Annotated in this window: 16 protein-coding genes and 1 pseudogene; 10 read left to right on the forward strand and 7 right to left on the reverse strand. The window is 34.2% G+C overall.

What is annotated here, in order from left to right; all coding sequences use genetic code 11:
• Positions 1 to 37: 37 nt before the first annotated feature.
• Positions 38 to 994, reverse strand: a complete 957-nt coding sequence (locus ACEN33_RS01920; RefSeq protein ID WP_407090209.1) for a glutathione S-transferase family protein — start codon at positions 992 to 994, stop codon at positions 38 to 40.
• 918 nt (positions 995 to 1,912) lie between these two features.
• On the opposite strand from ACEN33_RS01920, the gene ACEN33_RS01925 reads away from it, so the two are divergent.
• From ACEN33_RS01925 to ACEN33_RS01950, 6 genes are all read left to right on the forward strand, one after another.
• Positions 1,913 to 2,479 (forward strand): shikimate dehydrogenase family protein, encoded by a 567-nt coding sequence (locus tag ACEN33_RS01925; RefSeq protein WP_407094450.1) that lies wholly within the window; start codon positions 1,913 to 1,915, stop codon positions 2,477 to 2,479.
• The gene (locus ACEN33_RS01930; protein ID WP_407090207.1) at positions 2,439 to 2,594 is read left to right on the forward strand and encodes a hypothetical protein; all 156 of its coding nucleotides are present in this window, start codon (positions 2,439 to 2,441) and stop codon (positions 2,592 to 2,594) included. Before ACEN33_RS01925 ends, ACEN33_RS01930 begins: the two co-directional genes overlap by 41 nt.
• 24 nt (positions 2,595 to 2,618) lie before the next feature.
• Positions 2,619 to 3,827 carry a chorismate synthase gene (gene aroC / locus ACEN33_RS01935; RefSeq protein ID WP_407090206.1) on the forward strand — a complete coding sequence of 403 codons (1,209 nt, stop codon included), beginning with the start codon at positions 2,619 to 2,621 and terminating at the stop codon, positions 3,825 to 3,827.
• Positions 3,820 to 5,127 (forward strand): 3-phosphoshikimate 1-carboxyvinyltransferase, encoded by a 1,308-nt coding sequence (gene aroA / locus ACEN33_RS01940; protein ID WP_407094442.1) that lies wholly within the window; start codon positions 3,820 to 3,822, stop codon positions 5,125 to 5,127. Before aroC ends, aroA begins: the two co-directional genes overlap by 8 nt.
• A 10-nt stretch (positions 5,128 to 5,137) precedes the next feature.
• Positions 5,138 to 5,629 (forward strand): shikimate kinase, encoded by a 492-nt coding sequence (locus tag ACEN33_RS01945; RefSeq protein ID WP_407090204.1) that lies wholly within the window; start codon positions 5,138 to 5,140, stop codon positions 5,627 to 5,629.
• Positions 5,630 to 5,704: 75 nt separating this feature from the next.
• Entirely contained in the window at positions 5,705 to 6,325 is a 621-nt protein-coding gene (locus ACEN33_RS01950) for a carbonic anhydrase (protein ID WP_407090203.1), read from the forward strand.
• Between the two features lie 52 nt (positions 6,326 to 6,377).
• On the opposite strand, the gene ACEN33_RS01955 is transcribed toward ACEN33_RS01950, so the two are convergent.
• From ACEN33_RS01955 to ACEN33_RS01970, 4 genes are all read right to left on the reverse strand, one after another.
• On the reverse strand, positions 6,378 to 7,004 hold the full coding sequence (locus ACEN33_RS01955; RefSeq protein WP_407090202.1) for a cytochrome b5 domain-containing protein: 627 nt from the start codon (positions 7,002 to 7,004) through the stop codon (positions 6,378 to 6,380).
• 35 nt (positions 7,005 to 7,039) lie between these two features.
• Positions 7,040 to 7,219, reverse strand: a complete 180-nt coding sequence (locus ACEN33_RS01960) for a hypothetical protein (protein WP_407090201.1) — start codon at positions 7,217 to 7,219, stop codon at positions 7,040 to 7,042.
• Between the two features lie 392 nt (positions 7,220 to 7,611).
• Entirely contained in the window at positions 7,612 to 8,787 is a 1,176-nt protein-coding gene (gene gltS / locus ACEN33_RS01965; protein WP_407094443.1) for a sodium/glutamate symporter, read from the reverse strand.
• A gap of 35 nt (positions 8,788 to 8,822) precedes the next feature.
• Positions 8,823 to 9,491, reverse strand: a complete 669-nt coding sequence (locus tag ACEN33_RS01970) for a 4-carboxy-4-hydroxy-2-oxoadipate aldolase/oxaloacetate decarboxylase (protein ID WP_407094444.1) — start codon at positions 9,489 to 9,491, stop codon at positions 8,823 to 8,825.
• Positions 9,492 to 9,696: 205 nt separating this feature from the next.
• Here ACEN33_RS01970 and ACEN33_RS01975 point away from each other — a divergent pair, with 205 nt between their 5' ends.
• The 4 genes and pseudogenes from ACEN33_RS01975 to ACEN33_RS01990 all read left to right on the forward strand — a co-directional run.
• Positions 9,697 to 10,620, forward strand: a complete 924-nt coding sequence (locus ACEN33_RS01975; RefSeq protein WP_407094445.1) for a LysR family transcriptional regulator — start codon at positions 9,697 to 9,699, stop codon at positions 10,618 to 10,620.
• Between the two features lie 411 nt (positions 10,621 to 11,031).
• On the forward strand, positions 11,032 to 12,384 hold the full coding sequence (gene trkA / locus ACEN33_RS01980) for a Trk system potassium transporter TrkA (protein ID WP_407094446.1): 1,353 nt from the start codon (positions 11,032 to 11,034) through the stop codon (positions 12,382 to 12,384).
• Positions 12,385 to 12,394: 10 nt separating this feature from the next.
• Positions 12,395 to 13,846: a TrkH family potassium uptake protein gene (locus tag ACEN33_RS01985; RefSeq protein WP_407094447.1), complete on the forward strand. Its 1,452-nt coding sequence runs from the start codon at positions 12,395 to 12,397 to the stop codon at positions 13,844 to 13,846.
• 499 nt (positions 13,847 to 14,345) lie between these two features.
• Positions 14,346 to 14,603 (forward strand): annotated as a pseudogene (locus ACEN33_RS01990) (WYL domain-containing protein); the annotation flags it as partial.
• A 58-nt stretch (positions 14,604 to 14,661) separates the two neighbouring features.
• On the opposite strand, the gene ACEN33_RS01995 reads toward ACEN33_RS01990, so the two are convergent.
• Both ACEN33_RS01995 and ACEN33_RS02000 read right to left on the reverse strand, forming a co-directional pair.
• Positions 14,662 to 16,119: a DEAD/DEAH box helicase gene (locus tag ACEN33_RS01995; RefSeq protein WP_407094448.1), complete on the reverse strand. Its 1,458-nt coding sequence runs from the start codon at positions 16,117 to 16,119 to the stop codon at positions 14,662 to 14,664.
• A 122-nt stretch (positions 16,120 to 16,241) separates the two neighbouring features.
• Positions 16,242 to 16,643, reverse strand: coding sequence for a universal stress protein (locus tag ACEN33_RS02000; protein ID WP_407094449.1), 402 nt, complete (start codon positions 16,641 to 16,643; stop codon positions 16,242 to 16,244).
• Positions 16,644 to 16,875 lie beyond the last annotated feature (232 nt).

Below are 16,875 nucleotides of genomic sequence, written 5' to 3' on the forward strand. Positions count from 1 at the left end.
CTCAAAGCCAGCCCTTAAAAGGCTGGCTTTGAGTGTATTAGAGGCTAAAATCTAGTTCTGGTCCTTTAGGAACTATTCCTGTTGGATTAATTGTCTTATGACTAATATAGTAATGATCTTTAATATGTTGCATATTTACAGTATCAGATACTCCTTCAAGATTGTAAATTTCACGTGTAAAACGCCATAGATTTGGATAATCCACGATACGTTTGAAATTACATTTGAAGTGGCTATAATAAACCGCATCAAATCGAACTAGGGTAGTGAATAAACGAATATCAGCTTCTGTTAACTGATCACCGACTAGATATTTACGGTTTTCTAGATGTTCTTCTAGTTCATCTAGTACTTTGAACACATTCGTAACTTCTTCTTCATAAACTTCTTGTTTAGTTGCAAATCCAGACTTATACACACCATTATTTACGTTATCGTAAACTCTATCATTCATAGCATCGATTTCGTCCATTAATGCTTCAGGTGAGTAGTCACCTGGTTTAGCACCAATGTCATCAAAAGCTGAGTTAAGCATACGTAATATTTCTGAAGATTCATTATTAACAATCTTACCCGTTTGTTTGTCCCACAATACAGGTACCGTCACGCGACCGCTATAATTATCATCTGCAGCTTTGTAAACTTCGTATAAAAAGTCAGCGTTATTAACTGAATCTTTAATGACTCCAGATCCGTCTTCAAATGTCCATCCGTTCTCTAACATTTTCGGATTCACAACGGATAGTGATATAAAATCCTCCAAACCTTTTAACGCACGCATAATCAGTGTACGGTGAGCCCAAGGGCAGGCTAGTGATACATATAAATGATAACGTCCTTTTTCTGCTTTAAAACCACCATCACCTGTAGGTCCAGCACTTCCATCTGCTGTTATCCAATTGCGAAATTGTGAATCTTTACGAACAAAGCGACCACCGGTTTTTTCAGTGTCATACCAATTATCTTGCCATTGTCCATCTACTAATAATCCCATAATCATGTCCTTTCATATTCAATCGATACTTTGATTATAACATGCTTTTTATATTTTACGTAAAATTCACCTTATAAAAATGCGTGAAATACTAGTAATTTCTTCATCGTTCCGATATATATAAATGAATACAGTTTATACCGAAAGGAGTGAATATATTATGATTAAAATGGCAATCGTTTATTCCGCGGAGACTATACAGACTAAATCCTGTACGGATCCTCCCACAAGTATTGGTAGTCACTGAAGCACATTAATGGAGGAAAACATTGAATACATAAAAAATTAGGGATTAGCAAAGAAATAAATACAGAAGCAAATCAATACCCTGAATTGTTTGTAGGCCGAATTTCTTCACAAACTAAAATATATATAAAGGCATGGCAGATGACAATGAATTTACACCAGAAGTATCTGGAAAGTTTCGATATAACATTGATTATATATCTGATTATCCACCTGTTGCCAATTTTGTTAAGATTGATAAGTTGAGCGATAATGAAAGGCATGTAATTATGCATCATGTATTTAGACTTAAAACTACGATAATTTGATTAGCAACAGGAACATCGAATGATGAACAACTGGTAGCTACAAATGTCGATGCCGTATATATTTGTATGTCACTTAACAATGACCTTTAATATCCGACAAATTGAAAGATACTGAAGTATTGTTTGGTATAGCTGAGCGATACCAGTAATCGTTCTAACAAAAGTAGATTTATGTGACAAATTAACTGAAAAGCTAATTGATTTGGATGATGTTGCGATTGGTGTTGAGGTCATAGTTACCACTTTAATTTATAATACTAGTTTTGAATTGGATAAATTAAATTTAGTCTACCTAGCCTTCGAAACATCGGAAGATGAGACAATTGATCGCATTCAAGCCTTAAAAAGTTAGAATGCGATAGGTATTAATGTAACGATGCCTGGAAAATACCAAGCACTACAGTGCGTTGATGAATTAGATCAAGCAGCCCAATATGTTCAAGCCATTAATATGTTGATACCCAATAATGGAAGATGGATAGGCTTTAATACAGATGGCAAAGGGTTTTGGAATGCCGTTCAACAACAAGATGTTCTTTTGAAGAATCAAACTGTTACAATCTTTGGTTCTGGAAATACAACACGAATCATCTTGGCTCAGGCGGCATTAGAAGGCATTAAACATATCAATATTATTGCCAGAAATATTTACCGCCCATTAGCTATAAAAAATATCATTACTAGTTTAAAAGAAGACTTTCCGAACATCATTATTAATCTGATCGATTCGGCTGTTTCAAGTGAAGTAAAAATAGCCGTAACAAATGCTGATATATTAGTACAAACGACTTCAGTCGGAATGTCTCCTAATACAATGCAAACAGTATTAGAAAATGAAACTTGGTTAAATCCCAACACAGTCGTCTGCGATATTGTTTATGAACCCCTTAATGACTCAATTTATCCAACAAGCACAACGCCGAGGCTGTAAGGTAATTACAGGTATTGATATGCTCGTTCATCAAGCAGCATTGAATTACACTTTGATGACAGGTTATCAAATGAATATCGAAGCCATACAGAATATAATTAAACGTCATTCATAAAATAAAAGAAAGTTGGTAATGTACATGCTAAGATTTATTACTGCTGGAGAATCACACGGACCAAGTTTAACAACAATTATTGAAGGTCTACCTGCAGGTTTACCCATCAATGTTGAGAAAATTAATCATGAATTAGCGAAACGTCAAGAGGGTTACGGTCGAGGAAATCGAATGAAGATAGAAAGCGATACAGTAGAAATTACATCTGGAGTACGATATGGAAAGACATTAGGGTCACCCTTAACACTAATCGTAGCGAATCGTGATAATAAAAACTGGAAAAGTGTAATGAGTATCGAATCGAATGATGACCCGAAAAGTCGACAAAGACGTGCAGTTCTACGTCCTCGTCCAGGGCATGCCGATCTTGTAGGAGGAATAAAATACCATCATGAAGATTTAAGAAATGTCCTCGAACGTTCGTCAGCAAGAGAAACTGCGATGCGGGTTGCAATTGGATCTGTTGCAAAGCAATTATTAAACGAATTAGACATAGATATTGTTGCCTATGTTTGTGAATTAGGGGATATTCAAGGTCAAGCTGATATTTCAAAATTATCTCTAACTGATATTCGAAAAGTTGCAGATAAATCCCCTGTTAAGATGGTTGACTCAAGTCAAGAAGAGGCCGTTATTCAAAAGATAGATCAAACAAAACGAGATGGTAATACTTTAGGTGGCGTTGTAGAAGTGGTTGCAGAAGGGTTGCCAATTGGTTTAGGTAGTTTTACACAATTTGATAAAAAGCTAGATGGTAGACTGGCACAAGCTATGATGAGTATTAATGCATTTAGAGGTGTAGAAATAGGAGATGGATTTGAAATAGCAAGACGATTCGGTAGTGAAGTGATGGATGAGATTGCTTATACACCAGAGAGAGGCTTCTACAGATTGAGTAATCATTTAGGTGGCTTAGAAGGCGGAATAACAAATGGTATGCCTGTCGTAATACGTGGTGTGAAAAAACCTATTCCTACATTATATAAACCCCTTCAAAGTGTGGATATCTATACAAAGGAAAATTACGAAGCGAATATTGAAAGAAGTGATACGACTGCTGTTCCAGCAGCAAGCGTCGTAGCTCAAGCGGTAATTGCAACTGAATTAACACAAGCAATCTTAGAAAAATTTCCTCACGATAGTTTCATAGAACTTAAAGAAGCAGTGAATTCTTACAGAGAATACAGTAAAAATCCAGAAATGTGGCAAAACGGAGTGGGCAATCATGGCTAAAAGATTAAAAGGTTCATTAAAAAATATTCAGTTTCAATTGTCCGTTCCTGGAGATAAATCCATCTCACACCGAGCAATAATCATGGGCTCCATTGCTGAAGGTATGACAAAAGTTACTGGTTTTTTAAGATCAGAGGATTGTTTAAATACACTTCAAATAATGCGACAACTTGGCGTGGAAATTGATGATGATGGAGACACAGTGATTATTCATGGAAAAGGAATTAAACAATTACAAGAGTCGGGTAAGCCATTATATGCAGGGAATTCTGGAACTACGATGAGACTATTAAGTGGTCTATTAGCGGGTCAAAACTTTAAAAGCACGCTTATTGGTGATGAGTCCCTAAGTCAAAGACCGATGGATAGAATTATCAATCCATTAAAAAGTATGGGTGCAAATATACAAGGGTTTGCAAATACGACTTTACCTCCTTTGATTATTGAACCCGTTGAAAAATTAAAAGACATCAAATATGAGATGCCCGTCGCAAGTGCTCAAGTTAAATCAGCAATATTATTAGCAGGACTCTTATCAGAAGGTGTGACCACTATTATAGAGAAGGAAACAACACGAAATCATACCGAAGAAATGCTTGAGCAATTTGGTGTATCTCTTAATATAAAAGGTAAGACAATCATGTTAGAGGGTGGGCAACAACTCATTGGGCAAGATATAGATGTCCCTGGTGATATATCATCGGCAGCTTACTTTATTGCCGCTGGTTTACTATTACCAAATAGTAACATCGAAATAAAAAATGTAGGGATTAACAATACTCGTTCAGGAATTTTAGATGTTGTTAAAGCTATGGGTGGGAAAGTAATTGTAAACATACTGCCGAATCATTACAGTGCAGACATCAGCATTGAAACGAGTCAATTACTCTCTACAAATATTTCTGGATCAATCATACCGCGATTAATTGATGAAATCCCAGTTATTGCACTTTTAGCAACACAAGCTCAAGGGACGACAATAATAAAAGATGCTCACGAACTTCGTGTTAAAGAAACAGATCGAATTCAAGCAGTAGCGAAAGAATTAAGGAAAATGAATGCAAACATTGAAGAAACATATGATGGCTTAATTATTCACGGTCCAACTCCTTTAAAAGGAGCAAAAGTAAACAGTTATGGTGATCACAGAATTGGTATGATGCTACAAATAGCTGGACTTCTAATTCCTGCAAATGAAACTATTGAATTAGAGGATGCTGATTGTGTGAATATCACCTATCCAACATTCTTTGATGAAATTGAACGTATGTCTCAAACAGAAAAAACAGACAAAAATTGAGGTGTTAACTATGATTCTAATTGGCTTTATGGGAGCAGGGAAGACAACTGTTGCCCAAACATTAAGCAAATCATTGAATATACCATGTTATGATTTAGATAAAGAAATTATCAAAAAGATACAAATGCCTTTATCTGACTATTTTGATAAGTATGGTGAAACACAATTCAGACAACTTGAGCATCAATTTTTATTAAAATACTATTCAATTCCTGGAGTCATATCTACAGGAGGCGGTTGTATTGAAAACTATGCAAACAGGGCGATACTAAAAGAGACATCAAATGTAATTTATTTAAAAGCAAATTTTGAAACATTACACCACCGGATAAATAATGACAAAATGAATTTTAGACCAATTGCTAAGAAGCGAACAACAGAGGAACTAAAAGCTTTATATATGAAGCGTTTAATTTATTATGAAACTTGTGCTACTTACACGATTGATACCGATACACTAAACACACAAGAAGTTTCTGATAGAATCATTGCTATGATATAAATAAATAAAATTTGCATCTCTAATTTAAGATGAGTAAACTTAATATTATTCTAATAAGATAGGATGTTTTGTTAATTGAAAAACTTATATAAAGCACTGAAACAATTTAAAGAACAAGATTACAAAGAAAATAAGGATTTATATGAATCACTCAGTGAAATTCAGACACCCCATACATTATTTGTAGGCTGTTCTGACTCTAGAGTGAGTCCAGAACGCTTGTTGCAAGCATATCCAGGTGAGATTTTTCATATTAGAAATATTGCTAATATTGTCCCACCAGCAGGGCAGAGCGTGAAATATGCTTCCACTACATCTGCTATAGAATATGCGGTCGAAGTTTTAAATGTAAAAAATATTATTATATGTGGTCATTCAAATTGTGGTGGGTGTGCAGCAAGTATTAATCCTCCTGAAAATATTGAGGAGTTGCCATATACTAGTATTTGGATCTCACAATTAGAAAGCTTACGTCAACAAGTATCTAAAGAGTTACCAGATGAAGATATGACAGTTAAGGCTAATCGACTTGAAAAGTTAAATGTAATTCAACAATTAAGCAATCTAATGACTTATGAGAATATCAGAGATCGGGTTGAAAAAAATCAGTTAACGCTAAATGGTTGGCATTATAGTATTGGTGACGGAGTGATATCAATATTCAATGATGAGGAAAACGATTTTATAGAATTATAAACAAAAAATCCCAGTCTGAATTTAATCGGACTGGGGTTTCTTTGGCTTAATATTATTCAAAACGACCAGCTAGTGGTAAGGCATCTAAAAATTCTGAATCATGAGGGGATTCAGATTCAAAAAGATCGGTTGCATCAGTACCAGCAGTTACCATATCTTGATGCTCACCATCTGCCCATGCACCAAAGTTTGTAACATCGTATACCGTACCATTTACAGCAATATAGGCTGGATTTCCATCTTTACCATCAAAATTAGCTAATTCATCCTCAGAAAAGACATAATCCACATGTTTTCCAACAATTTTTAAAGTACTTAACAGGTCATCTTCATGCGGTGAATCGTTTTCAAAGTTGTCAGTTGCGTCAGTTCCAGCGCTGATACCGTTATGTTCACCATTTGGCCAAGCTTCTTCATCAGTAACATCATAAACAATACCACGGACAGCAACTAAATTAGGTAATTCTTCATTTTCATTATTAAATTCAGCTAATAGATCATCAGAAACTTCCCAGTCATTATAAACTCCAACTTGATCTAATCCCTCTAAAGTGTCGATAGCATGAGGTGATTCAATGAAAAAACTCGAAGCATCGGTACCGCCTTGAGCACCATTATGTTTACCATTTTCCCATTCAGCAATATCAGTAACGTCATATACATATCCAAATACTGCCACATAAGCTGGATTTCCATCTTGACCATTGGCTTCACTTAAATCAGCTTTACTAATGGTAAACCATCCATTTGTGTATCTGTTTCAGATTCAGAGTTTTCAACTTGTTCTGAACTGGCTTCAGAGGTGTTTTCAGCTATAACCATACGTATGTCTGCGCCAAATAACACGCTAGCGGCTAATGAAACAGTTAATAATTTTTTTAATGATCTCTTCATATCAAATTTCTCCTTTATAAAATATAAAAGTAACGAAGTGATTATAGTAATGATAAAATAACTGGAGTTATAATACAATTCATATGCCACGATATTAACCAATAGATTTAGTACTATAGAAATCTTCGTTAAATAAGTTCGATAATATATATTATGTAAACTCAATTAAAAATGTAATATTCCACAATATCCATGTTTTATCTCGTCATCCCTATTTTAGTTATTCAAATTTCAATAAATGAGTTATTGGATTTTTTTACTTAAAAATAAAAAACTTCCAACCACGTAGCTTTGGTGATTGGAAGTCTTTAGATGGATGGTACTACTAAATTTACTTCATTTTATCAATCTACATCACATTTTTTTTGATCATTTTCAAAAAATATTTCAAGTTAAGAGAACAAATTAATGAATAACGTAATAATGATTGGATTGAAAATGTTGATAAAGACTACTGTTATTACTGGAAGCACAAACCATGCTGTAGGAGCTGGTCCATGTTCTTCAATAACAGAAGACATATTTGCTATAGCATTTGGAGTCTGTCCGAGCCCTACTCCACAATGTCCAGCAGCCATTACTGCTGCATCGTAAGTTTTACCCATTGCTCTAAATGTTACAAAATAGGTATATAACATAATAACAACTGTCTGTGTAACCAGAATAACAATCATTGGTCCCGCCAAATCTAGTAAAGTCCAAATACTTAAATTCATTAAAGCCATTGATAAAAATAGATTTAATGAAATATTACCTATGCTATCAATTTCGTTAATATTAATTTTTATCATGTCTGCATCAGCTAGATTTCGAACTATACCTCCTGCAAACAAACATCCGACATAGTAAGGGAATGTTAAACCTGTGAGGTTTAACATATATGAAATCAATGATCCTAGAGCAGCTGTTAAAATGACTAGCATTACTGATCTAAATAAATTCGATTCGAATTCCTTTGTGCTTTGTGAGCCACTTGTAGTGGATTCTTTTATCGAAGTTTTTAAATTGTGTTTATCAATTAAACGTTTTGCAACTGGACCTCCAATGATACTCCCCATAAACAATCCAAAAGTTGCTGCTGCTGCTCCTACTGTTGTAGCGCCTTCAGCTCCCAGCGATTCAAATGTCGGTCCAAAAGCCATTGCTGAACCAACACCACCTGACATAGCAGTTGATCCCATTGCAACACCAAGTAAATTATGTATCCCGAATAACTCTGAAATTCCAACACCAATCAAATTTTGTATAATTAAGAAGAATACAGCTATTAATGCTAGGATTGCTCCGAGTTTCCCACTCTCCTTTATTATTGCTGCACTAATTGTAAACCCCACAGTTGTAAAAAATATATTCATAAAAAAGTTTTGTAAAGTCACATCCATTGCTATATAGAATAATCCAGTTTGATAGCCAAAAAATAAAATTATACTGAATAATAACCCACCAATAACTGGAGCAGGTATAAAGTATTTTTGTAGAACTCTAATTTTACTTTTTATTAAGTCTCCAATTATATATACGACAATTGCTAATCCTACAGTTTGTAATAAATCTAAACTCAATTCCATTGTCAACTCTCCCTTTAATATCAATATTAATTTTTTTATATTTCTTCTCTTGCATCTAATCCGTCTAAAGTTTCTTGATACTCATAAATTTCAAATAATGATTCTCCATTTTTTATTCGTTCCATTACTTCGATTTCATTTGCATCTCTTTCGAGTGCTTTTTCTAAAACCACTTCTGCAATATCTAGTGGTACAACAACTACACCATCTTCATCTCCTAAAATAATATCTCCGGGATTAACAACAACATTCCCACAACTAATTGTTTGATTTATTGATCCAAGAACCGATTTTGTAGTACCTACTATACTAGATCCAATACTAAACACTGGTAATCCTAGTTCTCTAATCGCCTCTGTATCACGAATAGGAGTATTAATAACGACTCCTGCTGCACCTCTTGTTATGGAATTAACGGCTAATACTTCACCAAAAGGTCCTGAATTATCACTTTCTCCATTATTTATTACCAGAACATGTCCCTTTTCAATCATACTAACTGCCTTAATTATCATTAAATTATCAGAGGGACCACCTTTCACTGTTAATGCTTGACCACAAAGCTTCATCCCAGTTCCCACAGGCTTTATATTAGACAACATATTTCCCTTTTTACCCATTACCTCGTGTACAGTTGCTGTTGATTGTTTTTTGAAAGCATCAACCAAGTCCTGATCAACTGTATGATTTTTGTATATATCCATTCCATTCTCCTCTTAAAACTATATTTTTTTGATTAATAATCATTTACAAATGTAATGTCATTTTTGACTTTACTTCTACTTCACCCAATTCATTGTAAGCGCTTTAATTCTTTTGGTAGTTCTAGATTATCAATGGTCCTTATATTTGTCAAACAGATGTTTCTTCTATATAATATCTAATAAATAGATATTCAAGGAGATAACGATGAATCTGGATTATGTAGAAACTTTTTTAACAATTTATAAGTATGGTAGTATCTCGAAGGCATCAGAACATCTTTATATTTCACAATCCAGTGTTAGCAATAGATTGATGAAATTAGAAAATCAATTAGATACAGAGTTAATCATTCGAGAAAAAGGCACTTCGCATATTACACTTACTACTGCTGGAGAACAATTTTTGTCTATTGCAGAACAAATGCGCGCTCTGAGAAGAGAATCTGAAAATTTGAAAGATTCTACTATAAAAGAAATGATCAACATTGTAAGTGTAGATGCCGTTAATAATTATACTTTTCTCCCATTTTATAAAGATGTTTTAAATATGAATAATTATGACCTAAGTATAAATACATTTCACTCTAAAGAAATTCATGGATTTATAGAAAGTCGAACTGCTGATATCGGTTATGTATACAGCACATATAAATATCCCCACATAAAATCAAAGCCAATTTTTAGAGAGTTAATGTATTTGGTTTGCCACAGAGATAGTCCATATTATGAAAATATATCTATTATTGATTTACCTGCCGAAGATGAAGTCTATTTAAGGTGGAATGATCAGTATGAAATTTGGCATAATTTTCATCTTTCAAATGCAAATAATGCACATGTGAAAGTAAATACAGGGTCTATGTTAATAAATTATATAACCAATTCATCTCGGTGGGCTATTGCTCCTGTGTCAGTAATTAATCAATTTATTTCTGATGAAAGAATTGTGTCTTATCCACTTAAAGAAACTCCTCCACCGATAATTTGTTACGAATTAACAAATCAATACCCTACACCAAACCAAATAAATAAAATTAATAAATTTACGAAATTAGTTGAGAAATATATATTAAAAGATGAATCAATATGTGCATTTGAAGATTGGATGTACGAAGATACGCAAATTTAAGATAACAAAAATAACTATATTATTTGTTGAAAGTCTAAGTCTCTTCTTATAAAAATGGTCTTAATCCAATATAATGTTAGTTACAAATCATTAATTAATATTATATTTTTAATGCATCAAATATATCAACTTTTACATCCATGATAAGATTTCATAATCGTGTAACCGCCTTCTTTTATCTGAATAATGATTTGTGATATTGCCTCTTGTATTTTCTTTATAAGTTGATGAAACTATTGTAATATTGCTTTATATAGTTTAAAATGACTGTCTTATTAGCTCTAGAATTTATCCTTATAAACCTTGCAATTATACGTTTTTTATTGCATGTTTATTAATGATCAGGTCAAAGTGCTAATATTCAACTAATTTAAATTTTAAAAATAAATGAAAACGAAGGTGAATCGTCAAATGGATATTGTCATTATAGGTGGAGGTAAAGTTGGTGAAATTCTTTGCCAAGAACTAGCATTGGAGAATAATAATGTCGTCCTCATCGAAGCTAATTCTGAAAGATTGAATCGTATTATTAATAAAAATGATATTACAGGCTTAGTCGGTGATGGAGCGGATTATGATAACTTAGTCGAAGCTGGCGTTGAACAGTGCGATATGTTTATAGCTGTGACTCCTGAAGATGAAACAAATATTATAAGTTCTATTATAGCTAAGCAACTGGGTGCCAAATATACTATTGCCCGGGTAAGAAATCCTAAGTATACGAATCATATTGAATTCGTACGTGATAGCCTAGGTATCGACTTGGTTATCAATCCAGAAATGGTGGCAGCTCGTTATATTACCAAAAGTATCGAATTTCCGCATTCACTCAGTATTGAACAATTCGGTAAAGGTCGAGTCAATTTAGTTGAACTAGAAATTAAAGCCGGCAGTCCACTGGTCGATCAGTCTTTAACTCAGTTTAGAAATGAATATGGTGAAGTATTAATTTGCGCCCTAACCCATGATAAACAAACTATTATTCCCAGTGGGCAATCAGTCTTAAGAGTTGGGGATCGTGTTTATGTTACGGGATCTCGAGAAGATTTAGCAAACTTTTATTTCAAAGCTGGTTACCGTGAAGAGAAAACTAAGTCGGTTTTAATTATCGGCGGTGGCCGTGTGACCTATTACACGCTTCATCTGTTAAGTAAAATGGATATCGATATAAAAGTCATCGAATTAAATGAAGAAAAAGCTTTAGATCTTAGTCACCGCTTCCCACAAGTAGTAGTAATTAAAGGTGATGGTATGGAGCAAGAATTGTTATTAGAAGAACGTATTGAAAGCTTTGACGCAGTTTTAAGTTTGACGGGTATCGACGAGGAAAACATTATCAACTCAATGTACGCCCTATCTTTAGGTATTAAAAAAGTTATGACAAAAGTAAGTCGAACTGACTTATTAAAAATATTAGGTGATTCAGACTTACAAGCCATTGTTACACCTAAACGATTAATAACAAACAAGATTTTACGTTACGTTCGCTCATTAAGAAATGCAACAGCATCTAATGTAGAGGCTTTGATTCGAATTGCTGATAATCAAGTTGAGACCTTGCAATTTCTTGTTAAAGAAAGTAGTCGTGTTGTGAATATCAAGCTAAGAGATTTAAATACAAAAGACAATTTATTAATTGCCTACATAATACGGGGTTCTCAACTGATTTATCCTACGGGTGAGGATGTTATTTTAGCTGATGACCATGTCCTAATCGTGACCAAACATAAAGCGTTTAACGACATTGATGATATCTTAAGGTAAGGAGGCAATAATGAATACACAATTTATCCGCTATACACTCGGAAATATCTTAATGATTCTGGCTGGCCTGATGTTATTACCTTTGATCGTCAGTGTAATCTACCAAGAAAGCTGGGTAAATATAGCAAGTTTTCTTGGTACTTCTCTAGTGACTCTTGTTATTGGTTTTGCACTATCTCGAACAAAATTGCATCGACGTACTTTTTATGCGCGAGAAGGCTTTACGGTAGTTTCTCTATCTTGGATTTTAATTTCTTTTTTTAGTGCGATTCCGTTTGTTCTTAGTCAGCAGATTCCTTCCTTCATCGATGCCTTTTTTGAAATGGCGAGTGGCTTTACAACAACTGGTGCCAGTATTTTACTTGATGTGGAGGCTTTATCGCATTCAATGTTGTTTTGGCGTAGCTTCAGTCACTTTGTTGGAGGAATGGGAGTTTTAGTGTTCGCTTTAGCTATTTTGCCGAAAGCTGAGTCTTCCTCTGTACATATCATGAAGGCGGAAATGACCGGTCCTACATTTGGTAAACTTGTTTCTAAATTATCATCAACGGCCCGGATTTTATATATTATTTACTTCACCTTTATGATGATCACGTTAGCTTGTTTGTATATTGCAGGTGTGCCCTTCTTCGACGCGCTGTTACTTGCATTTGGGACCGCAGGAACTGGAGGTTTCGGTGTCTTGAATGGGAGTATCGCACCTTATGATAGCTTTACAGTTGAGATGATATTAAGTATCGGCATGATAATATTCAGTATTAATTTCAATTTGTTCTATCTAGTCTATATTCATCAGGCGAAACGAATTCTAAAAAGTGAAGAACTTCGTTGGTTTCTAGCAATTATCGCGATTGCTGTGCTTTTAATCTCAATAAATTTAATCTCAACATCTTATGGTGTTAGCAATGCATTTCGTGATAGTTTCTTTACGGTTGCTTCCATTATATCGACTACGGGTTATTCAACTGCCCTCTTTGATCATTGGCCTTTATTCTCTCAGTTAATACTCATTCTTTTGATGTTTGTTGGAGGAATGGCTGGCTCAACAGCAGGTGGTTTGAAGGTCTCACGTATTTTGCTTTTAGTTAAAATAGGTTGGGCAGAAATAAAACAAACAATACGACCTAATCGTGTCGTTGCCATCGGTTATGAAGGTAGACGTATTGACTCTAAATTAGCCAATACAGTCTTGAGCTACTTGGTGGTCTATATTATTATTTTTATTGTGGCGGTGCTTGTCATTAGTTTAGAAACACCAAACCTACTATCCTCTTTTAGTACTGTGGCAGCAACCCTTAATAACATTGGACCTGGTCTAGGCATTGTGGGACCCTCTCAAAACTTTGCTCATTTTAGTCCATTTATCAAAATATTCCTATCATTCATTATGATCATGGGACGTTTAGAAATATTTCCAATGATAATTTTGTTTGCACCGAATACATGGCTAAAACGTTATTAATCAACAATATAATTTTAGCATTATAAAAAACATAGGGAGTGCTCTTAATTTCGAAAGAGTCTCACTATGTTTTTTGTTACTTTCATATTTAAACGGAAGTGTTATAAATCATTTGTAAAACTTAGGAAATACTTCTTCTAAATCATTAACAGCATCGCTCAGTATTTGCTACTCATCAATGGGGTTTATTGTAATCCCTTGTGCATGTGCAATCTGTTTCATTAAACCCCGTAATATTTTCAAACATTTCTTTTTGATAATAATAACTAAATTCCGATGGCTTGTATCTAACATTATTTGTATAGATACTACCACTCGATTGGATTATTAATAGATTTCGATTATTACTCATTAAGCCTACAGATTCTGATGCTGATGATTGTAATAAGAAGGCTTAGCGTACGCTTCGAACAGATACCATATAAAAATTAATGATCATGATAGATTTTGAAGAGACTTTAAGTTTGAATGATTAAAAACATTACAAAAAGATACAGATGGAAAATTAAATACAATACCATTTAGATGTTTGATTAACCAACGCGGTGTGGAGACATTTAAGAAGAGCCGTTACCCTAACATGTATCTAATTACTGAAGGTGACAAGCATTATATCGTAGGTTACTTTAATCCTGAGGAAATTACTTATATGGCTGAATATATGATAAAATTCGGTAAAAATATCGTGATTGAGTCCCCTCCTCTATTAAAAGAAAAGTACTTTGAATTAGTAAAAGATATTCTTGATTTGTATTAGCCGACCTTTAAAGACAAGTAAACCCAATATCGTTGATATTGGGTTGTTTGTTATATATTTATTTTCTCGCTTTATGAACTTTTAATTTTTTACCTTTAACTGTGCGGTTTTGCATCTCAGAGATGACATACGGACCCATTCCATTTAAAATTTCAACATATGTAACATTTTCTTGAATGGTGATAATACCAATGTCCTCGGCTTCGACACCTTTAATATTCGTTAATGTTCCAACAAAGTCGATGGCTCTGAGTTTTTTCTTTTTACCGCCATTGAAGTAGACTCTCGTATTATCTTTATTCAGTTCTTTATTACGGGCTGTTTTCAACACAGGTCTAGAGTTTATTTTTTTCTCAAAAGCTGTCTTACGACTCATTACTTGGCGATTGCTCGGTGCGTTTATCTCCGTAAATTCTATGCCAGTTTCTTTAGCATACTCACTTACTTCTTGCCAACGCTTCATCTCATTATCGCTAATTAAAGTTAAGGCAACACCTGTTTTCCCTGCACGACCGGTTCTACCAGTTCTGTGGGTGAAACTTTCATTCTCAAAAGGCACATTATAATTGATAACATGTGTCACGTTATCAACATCGATGCCGCGAGATGCAACATCGGTTGCGACCAAATAACGTAATTTACCAATTCTAAATTCCTGCATGACGTCCGAACGGTCATCCTGATCCATTCCGCCATGTAATTTATCAATAGGAATCCCAGCTTTTGCTAAATAGCTATCGACTTTATCAACCACCTCGCGTGTGTTACAAAAAATGATACACGTATCAGGATTTTCAATTGTTAATAGATCCAACAATAACTTTTCTTTAGGTAAATCTTGAACTCGGATATAAGATTGCGAAATCTCAGGTGTATTTTCTTCTGATTTTTCCATTTTTATTGTCTTATGATCTTTTTTCATATAAAAAAATGCGAGTCGTTCGATTTCAGACGGCATTGTAGCTGAAAATAACATCGTTTGACGTTCTTTAGGTAGATAATCAATAATGTCTTCAACTTGTTGTACAAAGCCCATATTCAGCATTTCATCCGCTTCATCAAGAATTAAACTCTTAATTTCATCTACATTCAAAGTACCTTCTTGAAGATGATCTAAGATACGACCGGGTGTACCCACTACAATATGACTTTTTTGTTTTAATTCGGATTTTTGAGTTTTGAATGAAGATTTACCAAAGGCAGCCGTCACTTTAATTCGTTTAAAACGACCGATATTCATAATATCTTCTTTAATTTGCATCGCTAATTCACGTGTTGGTACTAAGATTAAAGCTTGTGGTTTATTCTCTTCCCAAATAACTTGCTCACAAAGTGGAATGCCGTAAGCCGCCGTCTTACCACTTCCTGTTTGCGATTCAGTGAGAATGTCCTCATTATTTAATGCGAGTGGAATAATTTCTTGTTGTACCGGTGTTGGTTGGTAATATCGGAGGCTATCTAGTGCTTTAGTGATTTCCGAGCTGATGCCCATTGATTCAAATGTGATTTTTTTCATATTTTCCTACTTTCTTTACTACGTCGCATCAGTATATCAGATTGTTAGATAAATGGTATGATAAATTATAATAAATCACATAAAAACTGCTCTAAATGATATAGAGCAGTCCCATAAATTGTTTAACGACTAATTAAGACATCACATTGGGCATTTCGAACAACATAATCTGTAATTGACCCAATAAGCATCTTCGCTACACGACCCTTACCTGTCGCTCCTAATACAATTAAATCAATGGACCAACGGTCTACTAATACTTCAGCAATTTGGGTACGGGGATCTCCATAAATTAATTCTGCTTCTAAAGAAACCCTTTCATTTCTTGCAAACTCTTTTAATGAGTTTAAAAGCGATTCACGTTGTTCCTTAGGAATATCTTGACCATCATCTTCTTTAACTACTCGAACTAAATACACATCACTATCCCATTGTCTTGCTAAACGGACGCCTTGTTTGAATGAATCGATCGACTGTTGTGACCCGTCAACTGGCAAAAGTATATTTTCATATATTTTTGACATTAGTATCAACACCTCTCTGTATTGTAAGCGTAACCAACCTATCTATATTCATTATAAAACATACATCAAAATAAGCAAGAATTACAGATAGTAAAATCAAGATAAGAGAGTGTAAAATATCTTGTGTAAATAGAAAAAAGGAAGCCCCTTCTGTAGAATAGAGTTACCACACTACATTCACAGAAAAGAGGACTTCCCTATGAACAATCTTACTACAGATATCTTACAGACT

Origin of the sequence: Ruoffia sp. FAM 24228, from assembly GCF_045528575.1 — a bacterium.
In the GTDB taxonomy this organism is placed as follows: domain Bacteria; phylum Bacillota; class Bacilli; order Lactobacillales; family Aerococcaceae; genus Ruoffia; species Ruoffia halotolerans.

Excerpts from the sequence above, each read along its gene's own strand:
- trkA (WP_407094446.1), top strand. The coding sequence starts at position 11,032 with ATGGATATTGTCATTATAGGTGGAGGTAAAGTTGGTGAAATTCTTTGC.
- ACEN33_RS01960 (WP_407090201.1), bottom strand. The coding sequence starts at position 7,219 with ATGAAGAGATCATTAAAAAAATTATTAACTGTTTCATTAGCCGCTAGC.
- ACEN33_RS01985 (WP_407094447.1), top strand. The coding sequence starts at position 12,395 with ATGAATACACAATTTATCCGCTATACACTCGGAAATATCTTAATGATT.
- ACEN33_RS02000 (WP_407094449.1), bottom strand. The coding sequence starts at position 16,643 with ATGTCAAAAATATATGAAAATATACTTTTGCCAGTTGACGGGTCACAA.
- ACEN33_RS01930 (WP_407090207.1), top strand. The coding sequence starts at position 2,439 with ATGACTCAATTTATCCAACAAGCACAACGCCGAGGCTGTAAGGTAATT.
- aroC (WP_407090206.1), top strand. The coding sequence starts at position 2,619 with ATGCTAAGATTTATTACTGCTGGAGAATCACACGGACCAAGTTTAACA.
- ACEN33_RS01975 (WP_407094445.1), top strand. The coding sequence starts at position 9,697 with ATGAATCTGGATTATGTAGAAACTTTTTTAACAATTTATAAGTATGGT.
- aroA (WP_407094442.1), top strand. The coding sequence starts at position 3,820 with ATGGCTAAAAGATTAAAAGGTTCATTAAAAAATATTCAGTTTCAATTG.
- ACEN33_RS01995 (WP_407094448.1), bottom strand. The coding sequence starts at position 16,119 with ATGAAAAAAATCACATTTGAATCAATGGGCATCAGCTCGGAAATCACT.
- ACEN33_RS01970 (WP_407094444.1), bottom strand. The coding sequence starts at position 9,491 with ATGGATATATACAAAAATCATACAGTTGATCAGGACTTGGTTGATGCT.
- ACEN33_RS01920 (WP_407090209.1), bottom strand. The coding sequence starts at position 994 with ATGGGATTATTAGTAGATGGACAATGGCAAGATAATTGGTATGACACT.
- ACEN33_RS01945 (WP_407090204.1), top strand. The coding sequence starts at position 5,138 with ATGATTCTAATTGGCTTTATGGGAGCAGGGAAGACAACTGTTGCCCAA.
- gltS (WP_407094443.1), bottom strand. The coding sequence starts at position 8,787 with ATGGAATTGAGTTTAGATTTATTACAAACTGTAGGATTAGCAATTGTC.